The following is a 21,931-nucleotide window of genomic DNA, read 5'->3' on the forward strand; positions in this document are numbered from 1 at the left end:
TTTCAGACGGTGACGAGCGCGGGGGCAGGGGCGGGGGCGACGAGCACCCAGACGAACTTGCCGATGCCGCCCGGCCGGGACGTGCAGCCCCAGCGTTCGGCGAGCCTGTTGACGAGGAACAGTCCGCGGCCGCGCTCGTCGTCGGGGGCAGGTACGTGGAGGGCGGGGCACCCGGAGCCGGCGTCGTGGACCTCGATCCGCAGGCGGGAGCTGACGAGGGAGAAGCGGACCTCGATGTGGCGGTCGTCGGGGGCGCCGGAGTGCTGCACGGCGTTGGCGAACAGCTCTCCGAGGAGCAGTTCGGCGGTGTCGCCGTAGCGCTCCCCGGAGGGCAGCCCGGAGAGGTAGGCCCGGAGCATGTACCGGGCCAGGGGCGTGGATTCGACACAGGAGTCGAGGCGCGCGACGAACAAGCGGGGACGCCGGGCAGTGAGCATGGCGAAGCACCTCAAGGGAGATGGCGTGCGAATGGAGTGGCGCCGCGCCCAGGTTGCGCTGCGCATTCGGTGAATCACCGGATGTAGCCATGATGGGGTCCCGACCTCTACTATCGGAAGCCGATCTGAAGCTTGAAGTCAGTACTCGGCAAGTAGGTGAAGGTCGATGAACATCAAGGAACTTGATCCAACATCAAGCCCCTGGGCGCCCTTCGGGGTGCAACTCCGCAGGTCACGCAAGGCCGCCGGCCTTACGCAAGCCCAGCTGGCAAGGCTCGTGGGGGTCGACCCCTCCTACGTCTCCTATGCCGAACTTGCCCCGCCTGGCCGGACCCCACCGAGCGAGAAGTTCGCACGTGATGCCGATCGCGTACTGGAGACGGGCGGAACCCTGCTGCTGATGTGGCTCCAGGCCAAGCACTCGGCGTTGCTGGAGGGTTTTCCGGAGTACGCAGCCAACGAGGCCCGAGCCAGCGAGATCCGGATCTTCGAGCTCGGTGTCATCCCGGGCTTGCTTCAGACGAAGTCCTATGCAGCGGCTCTGACAAGGGCAGATGTTCGCCGAAGGGACATCACCCCCCAGCAGGCAGAAGAGAGGCTGACCTTTCTGCTTGCGCGGCAGGAGGCCGTGGCGCGACGAGACCCGCCGCTCATCCATGCCGTACTGGACGAGAGCTGCCTCAGGCGGATCATCGGCGGTCCGGAGGTCATGCGGGAACAGCTCGAACGACTTGAACAGCTGTGCGAACAGGGGCGCGTGGTACTCCAGGTGGCGCCGTTCAGCATGGGGGAGCACAGGCCGTTCGCCCTGCCCATGCGACTGCTGACACTCCCCGACGGCTCCCTGTTTGGCTACTCTGAGTCCGAGGGGCGAGGGCACGTCGAACGAGATGACGACAGGCTCCGCGACTGGCGCAGACGATACGATCGCCTCCAGGTAGGAGCGCTGGCCGAGTCGGCGACTCTCGATTTGATACTCCATGCCCGGAAGGAATCCCATGGCTGATTTCGACTTGACTACCGTTTCATGGGTGAAGTCGACGTACAGCCAGCAAGGCGGCGACTGCCTTGAGGTTGCGCGTGGCTCTCGTGAACTGATGCCCGTCCGTGACTCGAAGGACCCCCACGGTCCGGCTCTCGTCTTCCCGGCTGAGGCCTGGAAGTCATTCGTCACCGCTGTCCGCAGTGGCGAGTTCGGCGCGGTCTGAGCCCCCGGTCCAGCAAATGGATGCGCGCTACTCGGAAAGGGATCGAATGTCCGACATCGACTTGGCCGCCGCCCGCTGGATGAAAGCGAGCTACAGTCAGCAAGGTGGCAACTGCGTTGAGGTAGCCCCGAGCTTCCCCAGTGTTGTTCCGGTACGCGACTCAAAGGACCCCGAGGGCCCGGCTCTCGTCTTCCCGACCGAGGCCTGGTCCAGCTTCGTCGCCGCTGTCCGCAGCGGCGAGTTCGGCGAAGTCTGAGCCCCCGGTCCAGCCTCCGCGGGCCCGGACCGTGAACGATCCGGGCCCGCGGTCTGTTCCTTCGCAGTCCACCTGTTCAGCGACCTGCTTGGCGATGGTGTCGCCTACACCGAACAGAACTGGGCGAACTCAGGCCGTTTGCCCACCCAATCACGATGCTGACCATGCCGAACAGGGGCCATGGTCGGCTACGGGGAGATGCAGAAGCGGGGCTTCCTTGAACGCAATCCGGAGACACTGGCCGCGTGGGCCAGTGAGTACGATCACCTCCAGGTCGAGGCGTTGTCCCGGGCCGCGAGCATCGAGTTCGTTCGAGAAGGCGGAAGGGTTTTGAACATGGCTGACCTACACAGCGTCGCTTGGCGCAAGAGCTCATACAGCGCCCAGCAGGGACAATGCGTTGAGGTGGCGATCGGGCCCTCCAGCCAGGTTCCCGTCCGCGACTCGAAGGACCCCGAGGGACCCACCCTGGCCTTCCCGGTCGACGCCTGGTCGAACTTCGTCCTCGCCGTTCGCTCCGGCGAGTTCGGCGACGTCTGACGCATCGTGTGAACCGGCCGGATCCCCACTGCCCGCAGACGGGCAGTGGGGCTTTTCTGCTGCTACTTCTGGATGTTGGCGCTGCATCGACAGCGGGCCTGGACGGCACTTGACGCGCCCGCCTGCCCGGTCCGTGAGCCTGCGGTGCCACCAGGAAGCCACCCCGTTCCAGCGGGCGCGTCATACCAAGCAGCACCGGCGCGGCCCCGTCCTGGAGTTCACCCCCGCGGCTTTCCAGGACTTCCTCGACGCCGTCAAGGCGGGCGAGTTCCCGGTCCAGCTGTAACCCTGGCGAGAGCCGGGCGCGCGAGGCCCGACGGGCGCGCGCCCCGCGGCAGGACGCGGCGGCCGTCCGAGGCGGGGCACGACCGCCTCCACCCGGTCCGCGGCGCTCAGCTCGCTGCGGCGTCGGACCTGGCGATCGCGCCCGGTCCTGGGGTGCGGCGGACGTCCTGCGGGGCGAGGTGGCCGTGGCCCGCGGCGCACTCCAGGACGACCCTGACCGGGGCGTCGCACGGGCTCGTGTCGTCGGCGGGCTGGTGCCGGACGACGACCGACGGGCCCTGCGGGTCGGCGAGGTAGGTGTCGCCCCACTCCAGGAGCGCGATGAGGGTCGGGCGCAGCGCGTGGCCCTGGTCGGTGAGCTCGTAGGCGAAGCGCTGGCGGTCTCCGGGTTCGCGGTAGGGGACGCGGCGCAGGACTCCGGCGGTGACCAGGGTGTCGAGTCGGCTGGCGAGGAGGTTCTTGGCGATGCCGAGGCGGGTGTGGAACTCGCCGAAGCGGTGGGCGCCGTCGAGTGCCTCGCGGACGATCAGCAGGGACCAGCGTTCCCCCACCACCGAGAGGGCGCGTGCCACCGAGCAGTTCACCGGGTCGATCCGCCGTGTCTCCATGGGACCAGCCTACCGATCTGGGTTTACGAACTGTACTCAGCGGGGGTAACCTCCGGTCAGGTTCTGAGTTTAAAAACTAAACCCAAAGGGGGTTCGGCCATGCCCATGCTCGACGTGTACGTTCCCGACGGTGCGCTGCGGCCCGATGCCGAGGCGGCGCTGATGGAGCGGATCACGGAGATCCTGATCCGCCATGAGGGGTTCGACCCCGCCGATCCGGTGGCCCGGTCCGTGTCCTGGCTGTTCCTCCACCGGCCGGCGGCCGTGTTCGTCGGCGGAAAGCCCGCGGACGCGCCCCGCTACAAGGTCGTGCCGTCGGTGCCCGAGGGGCAGCTCGACGAGCGGAAGCGGGCGGGTGTCATCGCCGAGGTCACCGAGGCGATCCTGGACGCCGAGGACGGCGCCTGGCCGCGCGATCCCGGCCGCGTCTGGGTCTTCCCCACGCAGATCCCGGAGGGCCACTGGGGCGGTTGGGGGCGGATCAGGCCGCTGGCGGCGATCCTCGCCCGGCTCGGCGGCGGCGACAGCGGGCGCGCCGGTGCGCTGGCGCGTGAGCGGATCGCCGCCAGCCGCGCCGAACGCGCCCTGCTGCCCTGACGCCGGCGCTGCGGGCCGCGCCGTGCGCGGGAAGTCGGCGGGGCCGACTTCCCGCGCACGGGGGGTGCTGACCTTGTGGCGATCCGGGTGGGAGGCCGTCAGGGCCGACGCGGCCGGTGCCGGTTCAGCGGGTGTCGCGGGCCGCGCGGAGGATGAGGTCGGCGACCGCGCCCGGGCGGGAGACCGCGACCGCGTGGGAGGCGTTGTCGACGGTGACGGTGCGGGCGTGGGCGCGCTCGGCCATCCACTGCTCGGCCTTCGGCGGGATGTTGTGGTCCTGGCCGGCGACCAGGGCGTAGGAGGGAATGTCCTTCCAGGCCGCCTGTGAAGCCTTCTCCTCCAGGGCGAGGGTGGAGACCGGCCGCTGGGTGGCCGCCATGGTCGCGGCGGTGGCAGCGGGGACATCGGCGGCGAACTGGTGGCGGAACAGGTCCTGCTTGATGGTCAGTTCGGTGCCGGTGCCGCCGCCGGGCAGGGGGTAGGAGCTGGTGTTGAGGGTCTCGCCCAGGGTGCTGCCGGGGAACTTGCCGGCCAGCTCGCCGGCGCTCTCGCCGACGTTCGGGATGAACGCGGCGATGTAGACCAGCGCCTTCACGTCGGGGTCGCCGGCGGCGGCCTGGGTGATCACCGAGCCGCCGTAGGAGTGGCCGACCAGGACCACGGGCCCGTGCACGCCGTCCAGGACGCTGCGCAGGTAGGCGGCGTCGCTGCTCACGCCGCGCAGGGGGTTGGCGGTGGCGATGACCGGGTAGCCGTCGCGCTGCAGTCGCTGGATGACGCCGGACCAGCTGGAGGCGTCGGCGAAGGCGCCGTGGACGAGCACGACGGTGGGCTTGGCCTGGCTCGCCCCGGCCTTCTGCGAGGCGGCGCTGCTGCTCACCGTGGTGGCGGCCAGCAGGGAGCCCGCCACGGCAGAGGCGAGGGCCACGGTCGTGACGGCACGCAGAGCCGAACGGCTGCGGGAGGGACGGGACATGACGGTCTCCTTGAAAGGCAGTCGCCGGTGACACGGTCTGGCAGGAAGGCGCGGGGTGTGCCGCGTTTCGAACCGCTTTGACCAGCGACGATGGTTGAACGACCGAACCGAAGAGGTCGGTCGGGCCCGGCACGGTCGGCCGGAAGGGTCTGCGCGGTGCGCGGCGTCCGGCCATGGGGGGTGCGGGGCGCCTGGGGGCGGCCCGGGCGGAGCCGGGCCGCCCTGGCGTGGGGTCAGGAGGTGCTGTGCAGGCCGGTGTAGAGGAAGCGGTTGGCCTGGTCGACGGCTGCCTCGGCGGCGTTGGTGTTCGCGAGGGCGTTGAGCATGGCGAAGTCGTGGATGACGCCGGAGTAGCGGACGGTGGTGATGTCGTTGCCGGCGGCGCGGAGCTTGGCGGCGTACGCCTCGCCCTCGTCCCGCAGGACGTCGGCCTCGTCGGTGATGACCAGGGCCTTGGGCAGGCCCTTGAGCTGGTCGAGGCCGGCGCGCAGCGGGGAGGCGAGGATCTGCTGGCGGTCCTTGGCGTTCGGGGCGTAGGCGTCCCAGAACCACTTCATGGCCTTGCGGGTCAGCCAGGGGCCGTCGGCGAACTCCCGGTAGGAGGGGGTTTCGAAGTTGGCGTCGGTGACGGGGTAGAAGAGCACCTGCTCGCGCAGGGCGGGGCCGCCGCGCTGCTTGGCCATGAGCGTGACGGCGGCCGTCATGTTGCCGCCGACGCTGTCGCCGGCGACGGCGATCCGGGAGCCGTCGACGTTGATCTCGTCACCGTGCTCGGCGACCCACGTGGTGGCCGCGTAGGCCTGCTCGATGGCGATGGGGTAGCGGGCCTCGGGTGAGGGCGTGTAGTCGACGAAGACGACGGCGGCCTGGGCGCCGTTGGCGATCTGGCGGACCAGCCGGTCGTGGGTGTTCTCGTTGCCGAGGACCCAGCCGCCGCCGTGGAAGTACATGACGGCCGGGAGCTTGTCGCTCACGCCGGCGGGGCGGACGATCCGGATGGTCACCTCACCGGTGGGTCCCACCTTGAGGGTGCGGTGGCTGACGTCGGCCGGCGGTGTGTCGACGGGCCCGCTCTGCGCGCTGTCGAGCGCCTTGCGGGCGTCGTCGTAGGACAGCGTGTAGATCGGCGGATTCTTCGCGGCCGCGTCGGCGAACGCCTGGGCGTCCTTCTCCAGAACCGGGGCGGTCGACTTGGCGGGCGCGGGGGCGGGGGAGGCCGAGGCGTTGGCGGCGATCGTGGCCCCGGCGACGAGGGCGGCGGCCGCGGCGGCGGCGATCTTGCGGTTGATGCGGAAGGGGACGGTGCGCATGGGGTAACTCCTGGGTCGCCTCTCGGTGGTCGAAGAGGGCAAGGCCCCAGGCTAGGACCCCGTGTCCGCCCCGCCTTTGCACGCAGCGCACTCGTTCCGGCCGGTCCGCGCACCCGTCGCCGGCGCCGCACCTGGGTGCCGATCGCCGCGGAGCGACGGGCGCAGGGATGGGGCTGCGCGTTCGGGCTGCGCAGCCCCACCCCTGTGCCTTAGCCGACTCCCCCGCGGCTGGAGGACAGGCCCCGACGGGGTGTCAGGCGGGGCGGATGCCCGGGTTGCCGGCCTCGGTGGTGAAGGAGGCGGCGGTGGACAGGGTGCCGCCGGGGCGGGTGATGTGGGAGACCACCCGGTAGTCGGCGCGGGCGCGGCGGTGGTCCAGGGTGAGCACGGTGTAGCCGCGGCGCCCGTCGTAGAACTTCATGTGCGCGTTGGCGGACATGAGGTTGTTCCAGTTGGACGGCTTCTCCTCGCCGTCGCCGTCGCTGCTGATCGAGGTGCCGACGAACTCCACGCCCACGGTGCGGGAGGTGGGGTCGTCGAAGTTGCGCTTGACGTCCAGGGCGTAGGCGACGTGCACGTCGCCGGTGAGCAGCACGAGGTTCTCGACGCCGGCCTGGTCGACGGCCTGCAGGAAGCGCTCGCGGGCGGCGGGGTAACCGTCCCAGGCGTCCATGGAGAGCTTGGAGCGCTCGGCGGTGGTGTTCTTGCGGCGGGAGAAGACGACCTGCTGGGGCACCACGTTCCAGGTGGCCTTGGAGTGGCGCAGCCCGTCGGCGAACCAGCGTTCCTGGGTGGCGCCCATCAGGGTGCGCTTGGGGTCGTCGGACTCGGGGGTGGGGTACTGCCAGCCGTCGCCGTTGGCCTGGTCGTCGCGGTACTGGCGGGTGTCGAGGATGTCGAACTGGGCGAGGCGGCCGAAGTGGACGCGCCGGTAGAGGGTCAGGTCGGTGCCGTCGGGCTGGGGCATGCGCAGCGGCTGGTTCTCCCAGTAGGCGCGGTAGGCGGCGGCGCGGCGGGCGACGAAGGGGGCCGGGTCCTGGTTCTTCTCGGGGATGCCGGCGGCGTAGTTGTTCTCCACCTCGTGGTCGTCCCAGGTGACGTACCAGGGGTGGGCGGCGTGGGCGGCCTGGAGGTCGGGGTCGGTCTTGTAGAGGGAGTAGCGCAGCCGGTAGTCCTCGAGGGTGGTGGTCTCGTGGTTGAAGTGGGCCGGCAGGGTGCGGTCGGTGTACTTGCGGTCGCCGCCGACGGCGTCGATGCCGTACTCGTAGATGTAGTCGCCGACGTGGAAGACGGCGTCGAGGTCTTCGCCGGCGAGGTGGCGGTAGGCGGTGAAGTAGCCGTCTTCGTAGGCCTGGCAGGAGACGAAGGCGATGCGGGCGCTGTCGAGCTTGCGGCCGCGCGGCGGGGCGGTGCGGGTGCGGCCGACGGGGCTGGTCCAGGAGCCGACGGTGAAGCGGTACCAGTACGTGCGGGCGGCGTCGAGGCCGTCGGCGTCGACGTGGACGGCGTAGTTGAACTCGGCGTGGGCGCGGGCGGTGCCGCGGCGCTCGACGCGGCGGAAGTTCTCGTCGCGGGCGATCTCCCAGCCGACCTTGACCGAGCCGGTGGGCGGCATGCCGGAGCCGGGTTCCAGGGGGCGCGGGGCCAGGCGGGTCCAGAGCACGACGGCTTCGGAGGTGGCGTCGCCGGAGGCCACGCCGAGGGTGAAGGGGTTGTCGCCGATGGCGCGCGGGGCGATCTCGTTGTCGGCGGCGTGCGCGGAGGGCAGGTTGACGCTGAAGGCGAGCGCGGCGGCGGCCGAGGTGACGGTCAGGAAGCGGCGCCGGTCCAGGCGGGCGGCGGCCTCGCGCAGCATCCGGTCGGGCGTGGGGCGGTCGGCGGGGCGGGTCATGGGGGGTGGCCTTTCGCGGTTCGGGGGTGTGCGAAGGGAATTGGAGTGGACCACCCCGTACTGCGGGGGTCGGGATTCCGGCAGCAGAGTGAGCATCTGATGTCAGACCCGTGAAGGTCGGGCACTTCGCCCCGAAGCGGATGAACCGTCATGTTCCGGGCGTTCCCGTGGGGACGGGCGGGGTCCGCCCGTCGGCGAGCCCCGCCCGCGGGCCGCCCGGGCGCCGTCCGGGGCCGTGCGCGGGCCGCCCGGGGCCCGGTGGGCGGGGTGTGCGCCATGGGCCGGTCAAGGCGCGTGCCCCGGGCCGTGTGAGGCGGGACCGGGTGGTCAGACGACTTCGAGGTTGGCCATCATCCCCATGTCCTCGTGCTCGGCGTTGTGGCAGTGGAAGAGGTAGCGGCCGCGGTAGCCGTCGAAGCGGGTGATGATCTCCACCGACTCCCCCGGGCGCAGCGAGACGGTGTCCTTGAGGCCGGCGTCGTGGGGCTGTGGGGGTCTGCCGGCGCGGCTGAGGATGCGGAAGCCGACGAGGTGGAGGTGGACGGGGTGGTGGATGTCGGCGATCAGGCGCCAGATCTCGGTGTCGCCGAGGGGGACGGTGACGTCGGTGCGGGCGGGGTCGAAGGGGCGGCCGCCGATGAGCCAGCCGTGGCCGCCGTTCATCCGGCCGGTGCGGAAGGCGAAGTCGCGGGTGCGGACGGCGTCCTGGCGGTGCCAGTCGGGCAGGTCGATGCAGAGGGTGGGCGGGATGCGGCTGTCGTCGGTGGCGGGGCGGCGGGTGATGCGGAAGGCCATGACGTCGCGGGTGCGGCCGGTGCCGAGGCGGTTGACGATGCGTACGAGGGAGCCGACGGGGGCGGTGGCGAAGTCGACGACGAGGCTCGGGCAGTTCCTGGCGGTGGCGCGGCTGGAGCACCTGAGCCGGGCGGCCGAGGAACTGCGTGTCGCCCAGCCGTCGTTGAGCCGCTCCATCGCCCGGCTGGAGGCCGAGCTGGGCACCCCGCTGTTCGAGCGCGGCGGGCGGCTGCGGCTGAACGCGGCCGGGCACCTGTTCCGCGGCTACGTGGAGCGTTCGCTCGGCGAACTGGAGGCGGGCCGGCGGGCGGTGGCCGAGGCCGCCGGGCAGGGGCTGGGCACGGTACGGCTGGCCTCGCAGACGTTCCTGGCCTTCAGCGGGCCGCTGGCAGCGTTCAAGTGCGGCCACCCGGGGGTGGAGATCGAGCTGCACCAGCTGCCCGCGCAGGAGATGGCGCGGCGGCTGCGCTCCCAGGACGTCGACCTCGCCGTCGCCTCCCAGCCCGTCACCGCCGAGGGCCTGGAGTCGGTGCTGCTGCTGGAGGAGGAGGTGGGGCTGGCCGTCCCGGTGGGCGACCCGCTGGCCGGGCGCGCCCGGGTGGGCATCGAGGAGCTCGCCGGGCGGCCGTTCATCGCCGCCCGCCCCGGGCACTGGCAGCGCCGCCTGCTGGACCGGCTGTTCGCCGCCCAGGGCCTGGTGCCGCGGATCGTCTGCGAGAGCGACGAGGCCGGCGCCATCGCCGAGCTGATCAGCGCGGGCCTGGGCATCGGCCTGGTACCCGACGTCGCCCGGCGCACCGCCACCCGCCTGCCGCTGGTGTGGGTCGGCGTCGACAGCCCTGACTGCCGGCGCTCCCTGACCCTCTTCTGGGACGCGCAGGTGCGCCTGCCCGCCCCCGCCCGCCTGCTGCGCGAGGCGATCGCCGGCTGGGACTGGACGCGGGGCCCGGCGGACGGCACGGCGGCCGGTCGGGCTGACGGCACGGCGGGCGGTCGGGCGGGCGGGGGCTTGTGAGAACCGGCGCCGGGCCTACAGCTTGGCGGCCGAGAAGGTGTCGCACTGGGCGAGGTCGCCGCTGCGGTAGCCGGTGGTGAACCAGGCCTTGCGCTGCTCGGCGGAGCCGTGCGTCCAGGCCTCCGGGTTGATCCGGCCGGTGGCCTGCTGCTGGATCCGGTCGTCGCCGACCGCCGCGGCCGCGTCCAGGCCCTGGGCGATGTCCTGGTCGGTGAGCGAGGCGATCAGCGGACGGCCGGTGGAGGGCTGGGGGGTGGTGGTCGCGTGGTGCGCCCACACCCCGGCGTAGCAGTCGGCCTGCAGTTCCAGGCGCACCGAGCCGCTGGTGGCGCCCTGGCGGTCGCCCCCGACCTTCTGCATGGCGCCGGTGAGGTTCTGGATGTGGTGGCCGTACTCGTGGGCGACGACGTAGGACTCGGCGAACGGGCCGCCCTTGGCGCCGAAGCGGGCGGACAGGTCGTTGAAGAAGCCCAGGTCGAAGTAGGCCTTCTTGTCGCCGGGGCAGTAGAACGGGCCCACCGAGGAGGTCGCCGGCCCGCAGGCGGTGGAGACCTGGCCGGTGAACAGCACCGTCTCGGCGTTCTTGTACGGGACCTTGGCGGCGCGCGGCAGTTCGGTGCGCCAGAACTCCTGGAGGCTGTTGGTGACCGCCACGATCCGGCAGTCCTGGCGCTTGTTGGCGTCCGCCCCGGTCTTGCAGGCCTGCTGCGCCTCGCCGGAGGTGCGGGCGGCGGAGGAGTTGGTGGAGGAGCCGGAGCCGGAGGACAGGCCCAGCAGTTGCGGGTCGACGCCGAGGGCGACCGCGACCAGCACCGCGATCAGGCCCACGGCCCCGCCGCCGATGGCGAGCTTCCCGCCGGGGATGCCGCGCCGGTCGTCCACCTGCGAGGTGTCGAGGTCGCCCTGGTCGTCGAACTGCATGTGCCCCTGCCTGCCCGTTTCTGTCGTGTTCCGCCCTACTGGTGACGGTCTGTGCCGCCGACGGCCCGGACCAGCCTACGGGCCCCGGCCCGGGCGCGGGCGCAGCGGGGCCCCGGGGGGTCGGGCGGGGTGCGTGGGGGCGCGGGTGCGGGGGCGGGGGTTCGGACGGGGTGCGTGTGGGGGCGGGGGCCGGGGCGGGGCCCGGCCCTCCTCGGGGGGAGGGCCGGGCGGTGCGGGTCAGCCGGCCGGTGTGGGGGCGGGGGCGTAGCCGGCCGGGCGGGTGGTGAAGGTGCCGCGGCCCTGGGTGCGGCCGCGCAGGCGGCCCGCGTAGCCGAAGAGTTCGGCGAGCGGGACCAGGGCGCTGACGTGGGCGGTGGCGGTGGCGGGGCCGGGTTCGGTGGCGCGGATGTGGCCGCGGCGGGCGGCGAGGTCGCCGAGGACGGTGCCCAGGGCGTCCTCGGGCACGGTGACGCCCACCTCGGCGAGCGGTTCGAGCAGGTGCATGCGCGAGGCGCGCAGGGCCTCGCGCAGGCCGAGGCGGGCGGCGGTGCGGAAGGCGAGTTCGGAGGAGTCCTTGGGGTGGGTGGCGCCGTCGGTGAGGGTGACGGCGACGCCGGTGACCGGGTGCCCGCCGAGCGGGCCGTCGGTCAGGGCGTCGCGGCAGCCGGCCTCGACGGCCTGGACGTACTCGCGCGGCACCCGTCCGCCGGTGACGGTGGAGGTGAACGCGAAGTCCCCCTCGGTGCCCGCCGGCAGGGGGTGGACGTCGAGGACGAGGTGGGCGAACTGGCCCGCGCCGCCGTCCTGTTTGGCGTGCCGGTAGGTGAAGCCGGTGACGCCCTGGAGGAGGGCCTCGCGCAGCGCGACGCGCGGGCGCCCGACCACGGCTTCGACGCCGCTCTCGCGCCGGATCTTCTCCACCGCGACCTCCAGGTGCAGTTCGCCCAGTCCGGACAGGGTGCGCTGGCCGGTCTCGGGGTCGGTGGCCGCGCGCAGCGCGGGGTCCTCCTCGGTGAGGCGGGCGAGGGCGGTGGCGAGCTTGTCGGTGTCGGTGGCGCGGCGGGCCTCGACGGCGACGGTGACGACCGGTTCGGTGCTCACGGGGGCCTCCAGGACGATGGGGTGCTCGGCGTCGCACAGGGTGGCGCCGACGCGGGTGTGCTTGGGGCCGGCGACGGCGACGATGTCGCCGGCGCGCGCCTCGTCGGTCTCGGTGTGGCGGCCGGCCGGGTCGGTGAAGATGCGGGCGACGCGTTCGCGGCGGCCGGTGGTGGTGTCGAGCACGGTGTCCCCCTTGCGCAGGGTTCCGGCGTACAGGCGCAGGTGGGTCAGGCGCCCGGTGGGGGCGGCGGTGACCTTGAACGCCAGGGCGGTCAGGGGCTGTTCGGGGTCGGCCTCGCGTTGCTGGGTGCCGTCGGCGGAGCGGGTGGGCGGGACGTCGAGCGGGGAGGGCAGGTAGGCGACGGCGGCGTCCAGGAGCGGTTCGATGCCGCGGTTGCGGTAGGCGGAGCCGCACAGCACCACGACGGCCTCGCCGGTGCGGGTGAGGTCGCGCAGGGCGGTGGTGAGGGTGGCGGCACTCAGGGTGGCGTCGGCGCAGAACTCCTCCAGGGCGTCGGGGTGCAGTTCGGCCACCGCCTGCGCCAGGGCGTGGCGGCGCTCGGCGGCCTCGGCCCCGAGGTGGGCGGGGACCGGGCCCTCGTGCGGGGTTCCGTCGTCGTGCCAGGTGAGGGTGCGCAGGTGCACGAGGTCGACGACGCCGGTGAACGACTCCTCGGCGCCGATGGGCAGTTGGACGGCCAGCGGGCGCGGGTGCAGGCGTTCGCGGATGGCGTCGACGGCAGCGTCCAGGTCGGCGCCGGCGCGGTCGAGCTTGTTGACGAAGGCGATGCGCGGCACGCCGTGGCGTTCGGCCTGGCGCCACACCGACTCGCTCTGCGGCTCGACGCCGGCGACCGCGTCGAACACCGCCACCGCGCCGTCGAGCACGCGCAGGCAGCGCTCGACCTCGTCGGCGAAGTCGACGTGGCCGGGGGTGTCGATGAGGTTGATCCGGTGCCCGGCCCAGGCGCAGGTGACGGCGGCGGCGAAGATGGTGATGCCGCGTTCGCGTTCCTGGGGGTGGCAGTCGGTGACGGTGGTGCCGTCGTGGACCTCGCCGCGCTTGTGGGTGGTGCCGGTGAGGTAGAGGATCCGCTCGGTGACGGTGGTCTTGCCGGCGTCGACGTGGGCGAGGATGCCGAGGTTGCGGACGGCGGCGATGGCGTCGTTCGCGGTGCCGGTGGTGGTGTTCGCGGCGGTGGTGGTGTGGGTGCGCATGGCCCGGGTGCCTTTCGAGGCGGTTCGCTTCTGGGTGGGCGCGCGATCGTGCAGTGCCGCTGATGGTCCGTCAGATCCGGTGTCGTGGCCGGCCCGCGCGAGGACGTGGCGGGGCGCTTGGGTTGTCAGACGGTGGCGGCACTGCTCCGGTGCCGGCCGCGCAGCGGGCACCGGGAGGGGAGGGACATCAGGATCACCTCGTACCGCGACGCGGGAGAGGGGGCGGCGGCGCTGCGCTTCGGCATGGCCGCCCGCCTCCTCTCCTCGTTGCTGTCGTCGTCGCGGTCGTCGCGGTCCGGCCGCGCTTCGGGGCGCGGCCGCGTGGCGAGTGTAGGGAAGGCGGGCCGTACAGGGCGACGGGTTTTCACGGCCCGCGGCTTACGGCTCGCGGCTTACGGCTCGCGGTTTGCGGCGTGCGGCCTGCGGTTCACGGGGCCCGGAAGCGCAGCACCGCCTCGGACCAGCCGTCGTCGCCCGCCCCGGCGTCCAGGGCGGCGCCGATGGCGCGTTCCTCGTACGCGAAGTGGGAGTCCATGATGGCGGCGAGACCGTCGAGTTCGCGTCCGACGGCCTCCAGGTCGGCGCTGTGGGCCGCCTCGGCGGTGGCGGTGGCGGCGGCCTGGTCGGCGAGGTCGCGCACACGGGTGAGGATGTGGGTGATGAGGCCGTGGTCCTCGACGAGTTTGCCGATGGTCGGTGCCAGGTCGGGGCGTTCGCGCAGGAGTTGGGCGAACAGGCCGGTGTCCTCGCCCTGGTGGTGGTGGGTCAGGGCGGTGCAGAAGGCCAGGCAGTGGGCGAGGAGCGGGTCGTCGTGGCCGTCCGGGCCGTCCGGGCGGCGGGGCCGGCCGAGGTCGGCGCGCAGGTCGGCGAGGCGGCGGCGCAACTCCTGGTGCGCGCGGGCGAGTTGCAGGCTGAGGGCGGCCGTACGGCCGGTGGGGCGGGAGGCCACGGGGGCGGTCCCTTCGGTTGCGCACCTCCATGCCTGACGCGGCCCGTCACCGGCACGCGATGCTCACGCCATCCGATCACGCGTCCCGGCCGGCGGGCAAGCGCGCCGCCGGTGACGGCCGGTCTCCGGGCCGCCGCCACTACCCGCCGTCACTGCCGGGTGTCACTGTCCGCCGGCGAGGTCGCTCAGGGTCGCCTCGGCCTTCGGGGTCAGGGTGAGCGGGCCCTTGCCGGTCGTCCACACGGCCCGCACGTCCAGGCTGCGCAGGCGCCAGCCGTCGGGGGTGCGCACCGCCTCGCCGGTGAAGGTGCCGCCGACGCCGAAGTGGCCGCCGGGCTCCTCGCCGCGCGCCCGCTGGGTCGAGGCGAGGTGGACGTGGGTCATGACGGCGTTCCAGCGCACCGCGGCCCGGTCCCCGTCCAGGTCGATCATGTAGTTGGCGCCCACGTGCTGGGTCCGCTCGAACTTGCCGAGGGTGGCCTGCTCGGACTCGGCCAGCCCGTCGATCCCCTCGTGCTCCCCCACCGGCGAGGTGATCCGCACGTCGGGGGTGAAGTGGCGCCGCGACCACGCCTCGTCGAACCGCCCGCCGCCGCTGGGCACCGCGTCGAGGCTGAGCAGGTAGCCGTCGATGAGGCCGGTGATGTCGGCGCGGTCGGCGAGGACCCGGACCCGCTGCTCGAGAGCGGCGAAGTCCGCGGCGGTGGGCGCGGCGGCAGTCGTGGCGGTGGTCATGGCGGGGCTCCCCGGGATCGCGGTGCGGGTCGCGGCCGGTTCGGCCGCGCACCACGGAGACTAGGAGTTCAAGTCGACTTGAGATCAAGGCCTCGGGACCCGCACCCGTCCCGCCCGTCGGCGGGATCGGACCCGGCGGCGGGTGCGGGATCCGCGGCGCGGGCGCGCGGGCGGCCGAGCAGGATTCCGGCGAGCACCAGGGCCAGCCCCGCGCCCTGGCGCGCCCCGAAGGGATCGCCGTCCAGCGCGGCGCCCAGCAGGACGCCGGTGAGCGGGTTGAGCAGTCCGAGCAGGCCGACCGTGCCGGCCGGCAGGTGACGCAGTCCGGCGAACCAGCAGGTGAAGGCGAGCGCGGTGGCGACGACGGTGCTGTAGCCGAGGGCGAGCAGGGTGGGTGCGTCCGCGGGCGGGGGCGCGCCCTCGACGGCGGCGGCGAGCGGCAGCAGCACCAGGGCGCCCGCGGTCAGCTGCCAGGCGGTGGCGGCGAGCGGGTCGGCGCCCTCGCGCCAGCGGGCGGCCAGCACGTAGCCGACGGAGGAGACCAGCATCGCCGTGCCCGAGGCCGCCAGCCCGGCCCAGCCGATCCCCTCCCCGGGCCCGGCCAGTGCCAGCGCGACCCCGGCCAGGCCCACCACCGCCCCCGCCAGGTGCGCGCGGCGCGGGCGCCGGCCGACCAGTGCCCAGGCGGTGAGCAGCATGGCCAGCGGGGAGGCGGCCATGACGGTGGCGGCGGCGCTGGTGGGCAGCAGTTGGGAGGCGAGGTAGAGCAGGACGAAGAAGGCGGCGGTGTTGAGCAGGCCGAGCAGGGCGCTGCGCCACCACCAGGCGCCGTGCGGGCGGCGGCGGGCGAGGGCGAGCAGCAGCAGGCCGGCGGGCAGGGCGCGCAGGGCGGCGCCCCACAGTGGGCGGTCGGCGGGCAGGTGGGTGTGGGTGACCCAGTAGTTGGCGCCCCAGGCGACGGGGGCGAGGGCGGTGAGCAGTACCCACCGCGCTTTGGCTTCCATGGAAGGCAATATAGCTTCCTGGGAAGCGATTGCGGGTAGGGTGGTGGTTCATGGAGCCCGACCAGCCCGAGGACCCGTACGCGGCCCCCCGCGAGGCCCCGTACGCGGACCACGTCGCCCAGATCCAGGCCGCGTGGCGGCGCGAGCGCCCCGACCTGGATGTCTCCCCGCTGGCCGTCATCGGGCGCCTGCACCGCCTCGCCGCCCGCCTGACCGCCGAGCTGACCCTGGTGTACCAGCGCTACGGGCTGGGCGAGGGCGAGTTCGACGTGCTCGCCGCGCTGCGCCGCGCCGGCGCCCCGTACGAGCGGGCCCCGGGCGAGCTGGCCGCGCACACGATGGTGACCACCGGGGCGATGACCAAGCGGATCGACCGTCTGGAGCGGGCCGGGCTGGTCACCCGCCGTCCCGCCGTGGACGACCGGCGCGGGCGGGTGGTGGCCCTCACCGATGCCGGGCGGCGGCTGTTCGACGAGGCGTTCACCGCCCACATCCGCAACGAGCACCGGCTGCTGGCCCACCTGAGCCCCGAGGAGGCCGCCGCCCTGCGGGGTCTGCTCGCCGCCTGGCAGCACCGCCTGGACGGCGCCGGCACCGGGGGCGGCACCGTCGGGGGCTCCGTCGGCGGGGAGGGCGGGCCGTGGGAAGCTGACGCATGACCAGCGCACCGCCCCCGCCCCCGGACGCCCCGCCGCCCTTCCCCGCTCCCCCGCCCGGCTGGGAGAATCCGGAGGTGCGGGCCGACCGGCGCCTGGTGGAGATGCTCCAGGAGCTGCGGGTGCTCCAGACCGGTGTGCAGATCGTCTTCGCCTTCCTGCTGGGTGTCGCCTTCACCCCGCGCTTCACCCAGCTCACCGACGCCCAGCAGGACATCTACGTCGCCACCCTGCTGCTGTCGGTTGTCGCCGCGGCCGTGCTGGCCACCCCGGTCGCGTTGCACCGCGGCCTGTACCACCACCCCGGCAAGCAACGGATCGTCACCGTCTCGGTCCGCATCGCCCAGGTGGGCCTGCTGCTGCTCGCCTGCGCGCTGACCGGGGCCGTGCTGCTGGTTCTGGACGTCGTCCTCGGCCCGGCGCCGGCGGTGCCGATCACCTGCGCGATCGCGCTGATCTTCGCCGTGCTGTGGTTCGTCCTGCCCTGGGCGGTGCGCCGCCGCGCCGCGCGCGACCGCACCTGACCCGCCCTGCCCCGCCCTCTCGCCCCACCCCTCGGGGCCGGTCCGTTCCCCGGACCGTCTACCGTGCCGGTATGCATACCGACGAAAGCCCGTGGGACGTCCTGCTGATCGGCGGCGCGTCCGGCCTCGGCAAGAGCCGCGCCGCCGCCCTGCTGTCCGCCCGGCACGGCGCGTTCGTGGTCGAGTTCGACGACGTCGTGGCCGCCCTGCAGGCCGCCACCACTCCCGCCGGCCACCCCGGCCTGCACCACTTCGCCGCCGTGCCCGACCCCGACGCGCTGCCCGCCGACCGCGTCCTGGAGCTGCAGATCGCCACCGCCCGCGCCCTGGACGACGCGCTGCTCGGCGTCGTGCGCAACCGGCTCACCGTCGACGTGCCCGCGATCGTGGAGGGCGACTACCTCACCCCGGCCGCCGCCGCCCGCGCCGCCGCCGAGGCCGCCGGGCAGGGCCGGCGCGTGCGCGCGGTCTTCCTGCACGAGGACGACCCGCGGCGCATCGGCGCCAACTACGCGGACCGCGAGCCGGATTGCGGCCCCCAGCCGGAACGCGCCGCCGTCAGCGCCCGCTACAGCACCTGGCTCGCGGACCAGGCCCGCGCCCACGCCCTGCCCGTGGTCGACTGCCGCCCGTACGCCACCCTCCCCGAACGCCTGGCCGCCGCCCTGGCCTGACGGCCGGCCGGGCCACCGGCCCGACAGCCTCACCACGCCGCGGGCCCTCGGCCCGCCGTGCCCCGCCGGCCGGCCCCGCCCTCCCGGCCACCGGCCGCCCGGCGCGGCCTGCGGGCGGCCGCGCCCGGCCGGGGCACGGCACCGGATAGGGCGTGCGCCGCACGGGAGTCGACGCCCGTCGCGGTCGGCGCCCTCGACCGTCCCGGCCCCCGCCCCGGCGCCGGCGGCCGCTGACGCCCGGCCGCGGCCGGGACGCGGCCGGGAGGCGGCCGGGAAGCGGAAATGCCGGTGCGCGGCGCGGGCCCGCTGGGCACACTGATCCGATGATGACCGACCACTGGCCCCTGCGGGGGCTGCGCGTGACCTCGCCCCGCCTGGAGCTGCGCCTGCCCGGCGAGGACGAACTGGCCGAGGTGGCGGACGTCGCCGCGCGGGGCGTCCACCTGCCCCAGGACCGTCCCTTCCTGACGCCCTGGGGCGAGCTGCCGGCGGCCGAACGCGCCCGGCACGTGCTGCAGTTGCACTGGGCGCGGCTGGGCAGCTGGAGCGCGGAGCACTGGACGCTGAACCTGGTCGCCTTCCACGAGGGGCGCCCGGTGGGCATCCAGGACATGCGGGCCAAGGAGTTCGGCGTGCGGCGCGAGATCGTCTCCGGTTCCTGGCTCGGCCTGGAGCACCAGGGCAGGGGCCTGGGCACCGAGATGCGCGCCGCGATGCTCCACCTGGCCTTCGCGGAGCTGGGCGCGCGGTCGGCGACCTCGCTGTCCTTCGCCGACAACCACTCCTCCCTGGCCGTCTCCCGCAAGCTCGGCTACCGCGACGACGGCATCGACCGCGACGTCCTGGACGGCCGGGTGGTGGTCTCCCGGCGCCTGCGCCTGACCCCCGAGGCCTGGGCCGAGCACGCCCGCACCCCGGTCACCGTCACCGGCCTGAGCGACGGCTGCCGCGCCCTGTTCGGCCTGCCCGGCTGACTTTCCCGCACGAGCGGGCGACTCACCCGGCCGTCCCCGGCGCGCGGCCACGGCCCCGCACCGGCCCGCCGCCATCGCCTCCCCCGCGCCTCGGATCGGCATGGGGGGTCCTTGTGTCGGTGCCTGTTCAGGCGTCGAAGCGGATCTCGGGCCAGTGCGGAGTGGGGCCGTCCAGCAGTGGGGTGGGGACGGCACGCAGGTGGAGGTTGAAGTAGGCGGTGAGGTAGGCGCGTTGGGCGGCGACGGCGCGGCGGGGGTCGCCGGTGCCGAGGAAGTGCTCCAGTTGGTCGGGGGGCCAGGCGAAGGCGGGTTGGCCCTGGGGGACGAGCAGTTGGAGGTCGCAGTAGGACAGGTGTCCGGAGTGGGTGAGGGTCAGGCGCCGGCGCCAGCCGGTCAGGTGCGGCCACAGGGTGTCCCACATGGTGTCGCGGGCGGGGCTGTCCCAGGCGGAGGCCATCAGCAGCAGGGGGCGGTTCTGGTCGGCGGTGGCGCTGGTGCCGAACAGGGGGCCGTCGAGGATGGCGCCGGCGCGGATGCGCGGGTCGTCGTGGAGGGCCTGGGCGGTGGTGGCGCCGCCCATGGAGTGGCCGAACATGCCGACGGCGTCGAGGCCGAGGGCGGTGTCCAGGCCGGCGGGCAGCGGGCCGCCCGCGAGGTGGTCGAGGAGGAAGCGGACGTCGGCGGTGCGGTAGGCGACGATCTCGGCGTCGGTCATCGCCTGGACGCGGGCCTTGTCGCGTACTTCCAGGCGCCGGCCGGGGAATTCGACCTCGCCGGCGTCGTAGGTGTGGTCGACGGCGGCGACGACGTGGCCGTGGGAGGCGAGTTCCTCGGCGAGGGCGGTGTTGAAGGCGCTGTCGGCGCCGGAGCCGTGGGAGTTGAGGACGACGGGGTGGCGGCGGGTGCGGTCGGCGGGGGCGCCCGGGCGGGCGTGAGTGGTGGGCCAGGTGAGGCGGGCGTCGGGGACGCCGAAGTAGGCGGCCTGGAGGTGGGCGGTCTCGGCGGGGCTCATCCACGGCGCGTACGGGCCCCGGGCGCCGCTCGCGGCGGGGTACCAGAGGCGGGCGCGCAGTTCGCGCGGGCGCGGGGTGGGGGCCCAGGCATCGGTGCGGGCGGTGTCGGTCAGGTGGAGCAGGGCGGTGCCGACGGGGCGCGGGCCGGTGGGCGCGGGCAGCCTCAGGCGGGGCTCCCCCGTCGCGCCGGCGGGCGCGGGAGCGGTGTCGGCGGGCGCGGTGTCGGCGCGTGCGGGCCCGGCACCGGCGGCGGCGGCGCCGGCGGCACCCAGGGCCAGTGCCCCGAGAACGCGGCGGCGGGTGGGCGGGCGGCCGGGCTGGGGTCCGGTCATGGGCGTGGCTCCTTCGGCGGGCGGGTGCGGCGGGTGCGGCGGGTGCGCGTCCACCGTGCCGCGTGGGCCCGCCCGGGCGCGTCCGCCCGCGGCAGGAGTCGCCACGGGGCGGTTGGGTCCGCGGGCCTACGCCTGCGGCGCCACCCCCGCGGCTCCTTCCCCTAGGGGTTCAACCGCCCGCTACGGCACCGGAGTTGCCGCGGGTGCAGGCGACGAGGCCAGCAGTGCGTCGAGCAGTCCGGGGAAGCGGGCGTCGAGGTCGGCGCGGCGCAGGCTGACGAAGCGGTTGCGTCCGGCGACGCGGGTGGTGGTGACGCCGGCCTCGCGCAGGACCCGCATGTGGTGGGAGACGGTCGACTTGTGGAGGTGTTCCAGGCCCAGGCCGCGCGGGTCGCAGGAGTGCTCGCCGCCGTCGGCGTAGCTGAGCAGCAGGGTCATGCGCACGGGGTCGCCGAGGGCGTGCAGGACCGTGACGAGTTCGATGTCGGCGGTGGCGGGCTGGGGAAGCCGCTCGTCGTCGCTCATGGCGCACGCTCCTCGGGGGCCGCAGGGGGATCAGGACGGTTTGACAATCATCCACCCATGCCCGAGTGTTTGGCGAGCGTCAAACTGTTGCATGTCTGTCCAACAATCGTTTCTTGCGCCCCGGGGGGCCCTCCCGTGCCCGTACGTCTGCTCCTGCTCGCCCTCGGCACCTTCGCCATGGGCACCGACTCGATGGTCGTCGCCGGCATCCTCGGCCCGATCTCCGCCGACCTGGGGGTGTCGGTGCCGGCCGCCGGCCAGCTGGTCACCGTCTTCGCGCTCGGCTACGCGCTGCTGGCCCCGGTGCTGGCCACGCTCACCGCCCGCTGGCCGCGCCGGCGCCTGCTGCTGACCGCGCTCGCGGTGTTCAGCGCGGCCAACGCGCTCAGCGCCCTCGCCCCCTCCTACGGGCTGCTGCTGGCCACCCGCGTCCTGGCCGCGGCCGGCGCCGCCCTCTACACGCCGACCGCCAACGCGGTGGCCACCACCCTGGTCGCCCCCGAGCGGCGCGGCCGGGCGCTGGCGACGGTGCTCGGCGGGATGACCGTGGCCACCGCGCTCGGCGTGCCGCTGGGCACCTGGGTGGGGCGCGCCGACTGGCGGATGACGATGTGGCTGGTCACCGCGCTGGGCCTGGCGGCGCTGGCCGGCCTGGCGCTGCTGCTGCGCGACCTGCCCGCCCCCACCGCCGCGCCCACCCTGCGCGCTCGCCTGGCGCCGCTGCGCCGGCCCCGGGTGCTGGGCGCCGCGGCCACCACGCTGGTGTTCTTCCTCGCCTTCCAGAGCGTCTACATCTACCTGGCCACCGCCGTCTCGGGCGCCACCGGCGGCGACGCCGACCGGCTGAGCGTCGTCCTGCTGACCTGCGGCGTGATGTCGGTGGCGGGCAGCTGGCTGGGCGGGCGCCTGGTCGACCGGATCGGGGTGCGGCGGGTGCTGCTGGCCGGCTCGGCGGTGGCCACGGGCGCGTTCGCCGCGCTGCCGTGGCTGGGGCGCAGCATGCCGGGGGCGCTGGGGTACGCGCTGGTGGTGCCGTTGGCGGGGTGGGCGGTGTCGGTGGCGCTGCCGCACCGGCTGGCGTCGATCGATCCGGCGAACGCGCCGCTGCTGATCTCGTTGAACAGCAGTGCGCTGTACCTGGGGACGGCGGCGGGGGGTGTGGCGGGGTCGGCGGCGATCGCGGTGCTGGGCGGGCGCTGGTTCCCCCTCGCGGCGGCGGGGCTGGCGCTGGTGGCGTGTGCGGTGGCGGCGGCGTCGACCCGGGACGTGCGGGCGGTGCGGGCGTCGGCCCCGTCCACCGGGCGGTTGTCCGACAGCAGCCACCAGCCCTTGGGCCGGCGCTCGGCGGCCCGCTTCACCACCAGCAGGTCCTGCTGGAACGGGTGCC

24 protein-coding genes and 2 pseudogenes are annotated in these 21,931 nt (G+C 74.2%); 12 read left to right on the forward strand and 14 right to left on the reverse strand.

The genetic code is table 11. The features are described 5' to 3' along the window. Positions 1-2: 2 nt before the first annotated feature. Positions 3-437 (reverse strand): ATP-binding protein, encoded by a 435-nt coding sequence (locus ACWDBB_RS26480; RefSeq protein ID WP_449791982.1) that lies wholly within the window; start codon positions 435-437, stop codon positions 3-5. 166 nt (positions 438-603) lie between these two features. Between ACWDBB_RS26480 and ACWDBB_RS26485 the strand changes: the two genes are divergently transcribed. The 5 genes from ACWDBB_RS26485 (at position 604) to ACWDBB_RS26505 (ending at position 2,727) form a co-directional block, all read left to right on the forward strand. Then, complete coding sequence (locus ACWDBB_RS26485) at positions 604-1,443, forward strand: helix-turn-helix domain-containing protein (protein ID WP_449791983.1); 840 nt, start codon at positions 604-606, stop codon at positions 1,441-1,443. After that, complete coding sequence (locus ACWDBB_RS26490) at positions 1,436-1,645, forward strand: DUF397 domain-containing protein (RefSeq protein ID WP_449791984.1); 210 nt, start codon at positions 1,436-1,438, stop codon at positions 1,643-1,645. Before ACWDBB_RS26485 ends, ACWDBB_RS26490 begins: the two co-directional genes overlap by 8 nt. A gap of 46 nt (positions 1,646-1,691) precedes the next feature. Continuing rightward, positions 1,692-1,901, forward strand: coding sequence for a DUF397 domain-containing protein (locus ACWDBB_RS26495; protein WP_449791985.1), 210 nt, complete (start codon positions 1,692-1,694; stop codon positions 1,899-1,901). 180 nt (positions 1,902-2,081) lie between these two features. After that, entirely contained in the window at positions 2,082-2,441 is a 360-nt protein-coding gene (locus ACWDBB_RS26500; protein WP_449791986.1) for a DUF397 domain-containing protein, read from the forward strand. Between the two features lie 133 nt (positions 2,442-2,574). Next, entirely contained in the window at positions 2,575-2,727 is a 153-nt protein-coding gene (locus tag ACWDBB_RS26505; protein ID WP_449791987.1) for a DUF397 domain-containing protein, read from the forward strand. A 106-nt stretch (positions 2,728-2,833) separates the two neighbouring features. Here ACWDBB_RS26505 and ACWDBB_RS26510 read toward each other — a convergent pair whose 3' ends face one another. Continuing rightward, positions 2,834-3,334, reverse strand: a complete 501-nt coding sequence (locus ACWDBB_RS26510; RefSeq protein WP_449791988.1) for a winged helix-turn-helix transcriptional regulator — start codon at positions 3,332-3,334, stop codon at positions 2,834-2,836. 99 nt (positions 3,335-3,433) lie between these two features. Between ACWDBB_RS26510 and ACWDBB_RS26515 the strand changes: the two genes are divergently transcribed. Next, entirely contained in the window at positions 3,434-3,931 is a 498-nt protein-coding gene (locus ACWDBB_RS26515; protein ID WP_449791989.1) for a hypothetical protein, read from the forward strand. A 124-nt stretch (positions 3,932-4,055) separates the two neighbouring features. Here ACWDBB_RS26515 and ACWDBB_RS26520 read toward each other — a convergent pair whose 3' ends face one another. The 4 genes from ACWDBB_RS26520 to ACWDBB_RS26535 all read right to left on the reverse strand — a co-directional run bounded on the left by ACWDBB_RS26520 (position 4,056) and on the right by ACWDBB_RS26535 (position 8,903). Then, on the reverse strand, positions 4,056-4,907 hold the full coding sequence (locus ACWDBB_RS26520) for an alpha/beta fold hydrolase (protein ID WP_449791990.1): 852 nt from the start codon (positions 4,905-4,907) through the stop codon (positions 4,056-4,058). Positions 4,908-5,140: 233 nt separating this feature from the next. Beyond that, positions 5,141-6,217: an alpha/beta hydrolase gene (locus ACWDBB_RS26525; RefSeq protein ID WP_449791991.1), complete on the reverse strand. Its 1,077-nt coding sequence runs from the start codon at positions 6,215-6,217 to the stop codon at positions 5,141-5,143. 253 nt (positions 6,218-6,470) lie between these two features. Then, on the reverse strand, positions 6,471-8,108 hold the full coding sequence (locus ACWDBB_RS26530) for an alkaline phosphatase D family protein (RefSeq protein ID WP_449791992.1): 1,638 nt from the start codon (positions 8,106-8,108) through the stop codon (positions 6,471-6,473). 327 nt (positions 8,109-8,435) lie between these two features. Further along, a complete protein-coding gene (locus ACWDBB_RS26535; RefSeq protein ID WP_449791993.1) occupies positions 8,436-8,903 on the reverse strand; it encodes a multicopper oxidase domain-containing protein in 468 nt (155 codons plus the stop codon). A 37-nt stretch (positions 8,904-8,940) separates the two neighbouring features. On the opposite strand from ACWDBB_RS26535, the gene ACWDBB_RS26540 reads away from it, so the two are divergent. Continuing rightward, on the forward strand, positions 8,941-9,918 hold the full coding sequence (locus ACWDBB_RS26540) for a LysR family transcriptional regulator (protein ID WP_449791994.1): 978 nt from the start codon (positions 8,941-8,943) through the stop codon (positions 9,916-9,918). A 15-nt stretch (positions 9,919-9,933) separates the two neighbouring features. Here ACWDBB_RS26540 and ypfJ read toward each other — a convergent pair whose 3' ends face one another. From ypfJ to ACWDBB_RS26565, 5 genes are all read right to left on the reverse strand, one after another. Beyond that, complete coding sequence (gene ypfJ / locus ACWDBB_RS26545; protein ID WP_449791995.1) at positions 9,934-10,839, reverse strand: KPN_02809 family neutral zinc metallopeptidase; 906 nt, start codon at positions 10,837-10,839, stop codon at positions 9,934-9,936. 237 nt (positions 10,840-11,076) lie between these two features. After that, entirely contained in the window at positions 11,077-13,158 is a 2,082-nt protein-coding gene (fusA, locus tag ACWDBB_RS26550; protein ID WP_449791996.1) for an elongation factor G, read from the reverse strand. Positions 13,159-13,585: 427 nt separating this feature from the next. Next, entirely contained in the window at positions 13,586-14,107 is a 522-nt protein-coding gene (locus ACWDBB_RS26555; RefSeq protein ID WP_449791997.1) for a hemerythrin domain-containing protein, read from the reverse strand. 162 nt (positions 14,108-14,269) lie between these two features. Then, positions 14,270-14,842, reverse strand: a complete 573-nt coding sequence (locus ACWDBB_RS26560) for a nuclear transport factor 2 family protein (protein WP_449791998.1) — start codon at positions 14,840-14,842, stop codon at positions 14,270-14,272. A gap of 68 nt (positions 14,843-14,910) precedes the next feature. Continuing rightward, positions 14,911-15,846: a DMT family transporter gene (locus tag ACWDBB_RS26565; RefSeq protein WP_449791999.1), complete on the reverse strand. Its 936-nt coding sequence runs from the start codon at positions 15,844-15,846 to the stop codon at positions 14,911-14,913. A gap of 50 nt (positions 15,847-15,896) precedes the next feature. On the opposite strand from ACWDBB_RS26565, the gene ACWDBB_RS26570 reads away from it, so the two are divergent. From ACWDBB_RS26570 to ACWDBB_RS26585, 4 genes are all read left to right on the forward strand, one after another. After that, positions 15,897-16,505 carry a MarR family winged helix-turn-helix transcriptional regulator gene (locus tag ACWDBB_RS26570; RefSeq protein ID WP_449792000.1) on the forward strand — a complete coding sequence of 203 codons (609 nt, stop codon included), beginning with the start codon at positions 15,897-15,899 and terminating at the stop codon, positions 16,503-16,505. Next, positions 16,502-17,026: a DUF6328 family protein gene (locus ACWDBB_RS26575; RefSeq protein ID WP_449792001.1), complete on the forward strand. Its 525-nt coding sequence runs from the start codon at positions 16,502-16,504 to the stop codon at positions 17,024-17,026. Before ACWDBB_RS26570 ends, ACWDBB_RS26575 begins: the two co-directional genes overlap by 4 nt. Positions 17,027-17,097: 71 nt before the next feature. Further along, positions 17,098-17,700: an AAA family ATPase gene (locus ACWDBB_RS26580; protein WP_449792002.1), complete on the forward strand. Its 603-nt coding sequence runs from the start codon at positions 17,098-17,100 to the stop codon at positions 17,698-17,700. A gap of 323 nt (positions 17,701-18,023) precedes the next feature. Further along, positions 18,024-18,674 (forward strand): GNAT family N-acetyltransferase, encoded by a 651-nt coding sequence (locus ACWDBB_RS26585; RefSeq protein ID WP_449792003.1) that lies wholly within the window; start codon positions 18,024-18,026, stop codon positions 18,672-18,674. Positions 18,675-18,801: 127 nt separating this feature from the next. Here the strand turns inward: ACWDBB_RS26585 and ACWDBB_RS26590 are convergent, their stop codons facing one another. Next, on the reverse strand, positions 18,802-20,019 hold the full coding sequence (locus tag ACWDBB_RS26590; RefSeq protein ID WP_449792004.1) for an alpha/beta hydrolase family protein: 1,218 nt from the start codon (positions 20,017-20,019) through the stop codon (positions 18,802-18,804). A gap of 180 nt (positions 20,020-20,199) precedes the next feature. Then, on the reverse strand, positions 20,200-20,544 hold the full coding sequence (locus ACWDBB_RS26595) for an ArsR/SmtB family transcription factor (protein ID WP_449792005.1): 345 nt from the start codon (positions 20,542-20,544) through the stop codon (positions 20,200-20,202). Positions 20,545-20,736: 192 nt separating this feature from the next. Here ACWDBB_RS26595 and ACWDBB_RS26600 point away from each other — a divergent pair. Further along, a pseudogene (locus ACWDBB_RS26600) lies at positions 20,737-21,540 on the forward strand (MFS transporter); the annotation flags it as partial. A gap of 293 nt (positions 21,541-21,833) precedes the next feature. On the opposite strand, the pseudogene ACWDBB_RS26605 reads toward ACWDBB_RS26600, so the two are convergent. Then, positions 21,834-21,931, reverse strand: a pseudogene (locus ACWDBB_RS26605) (nickel-type superoxide dismutase maturation protease); the annotation flags it as partial.

It is taken from the genome of Kitasatospora sp. NPDC001095 (assembly GCF_053598615.1).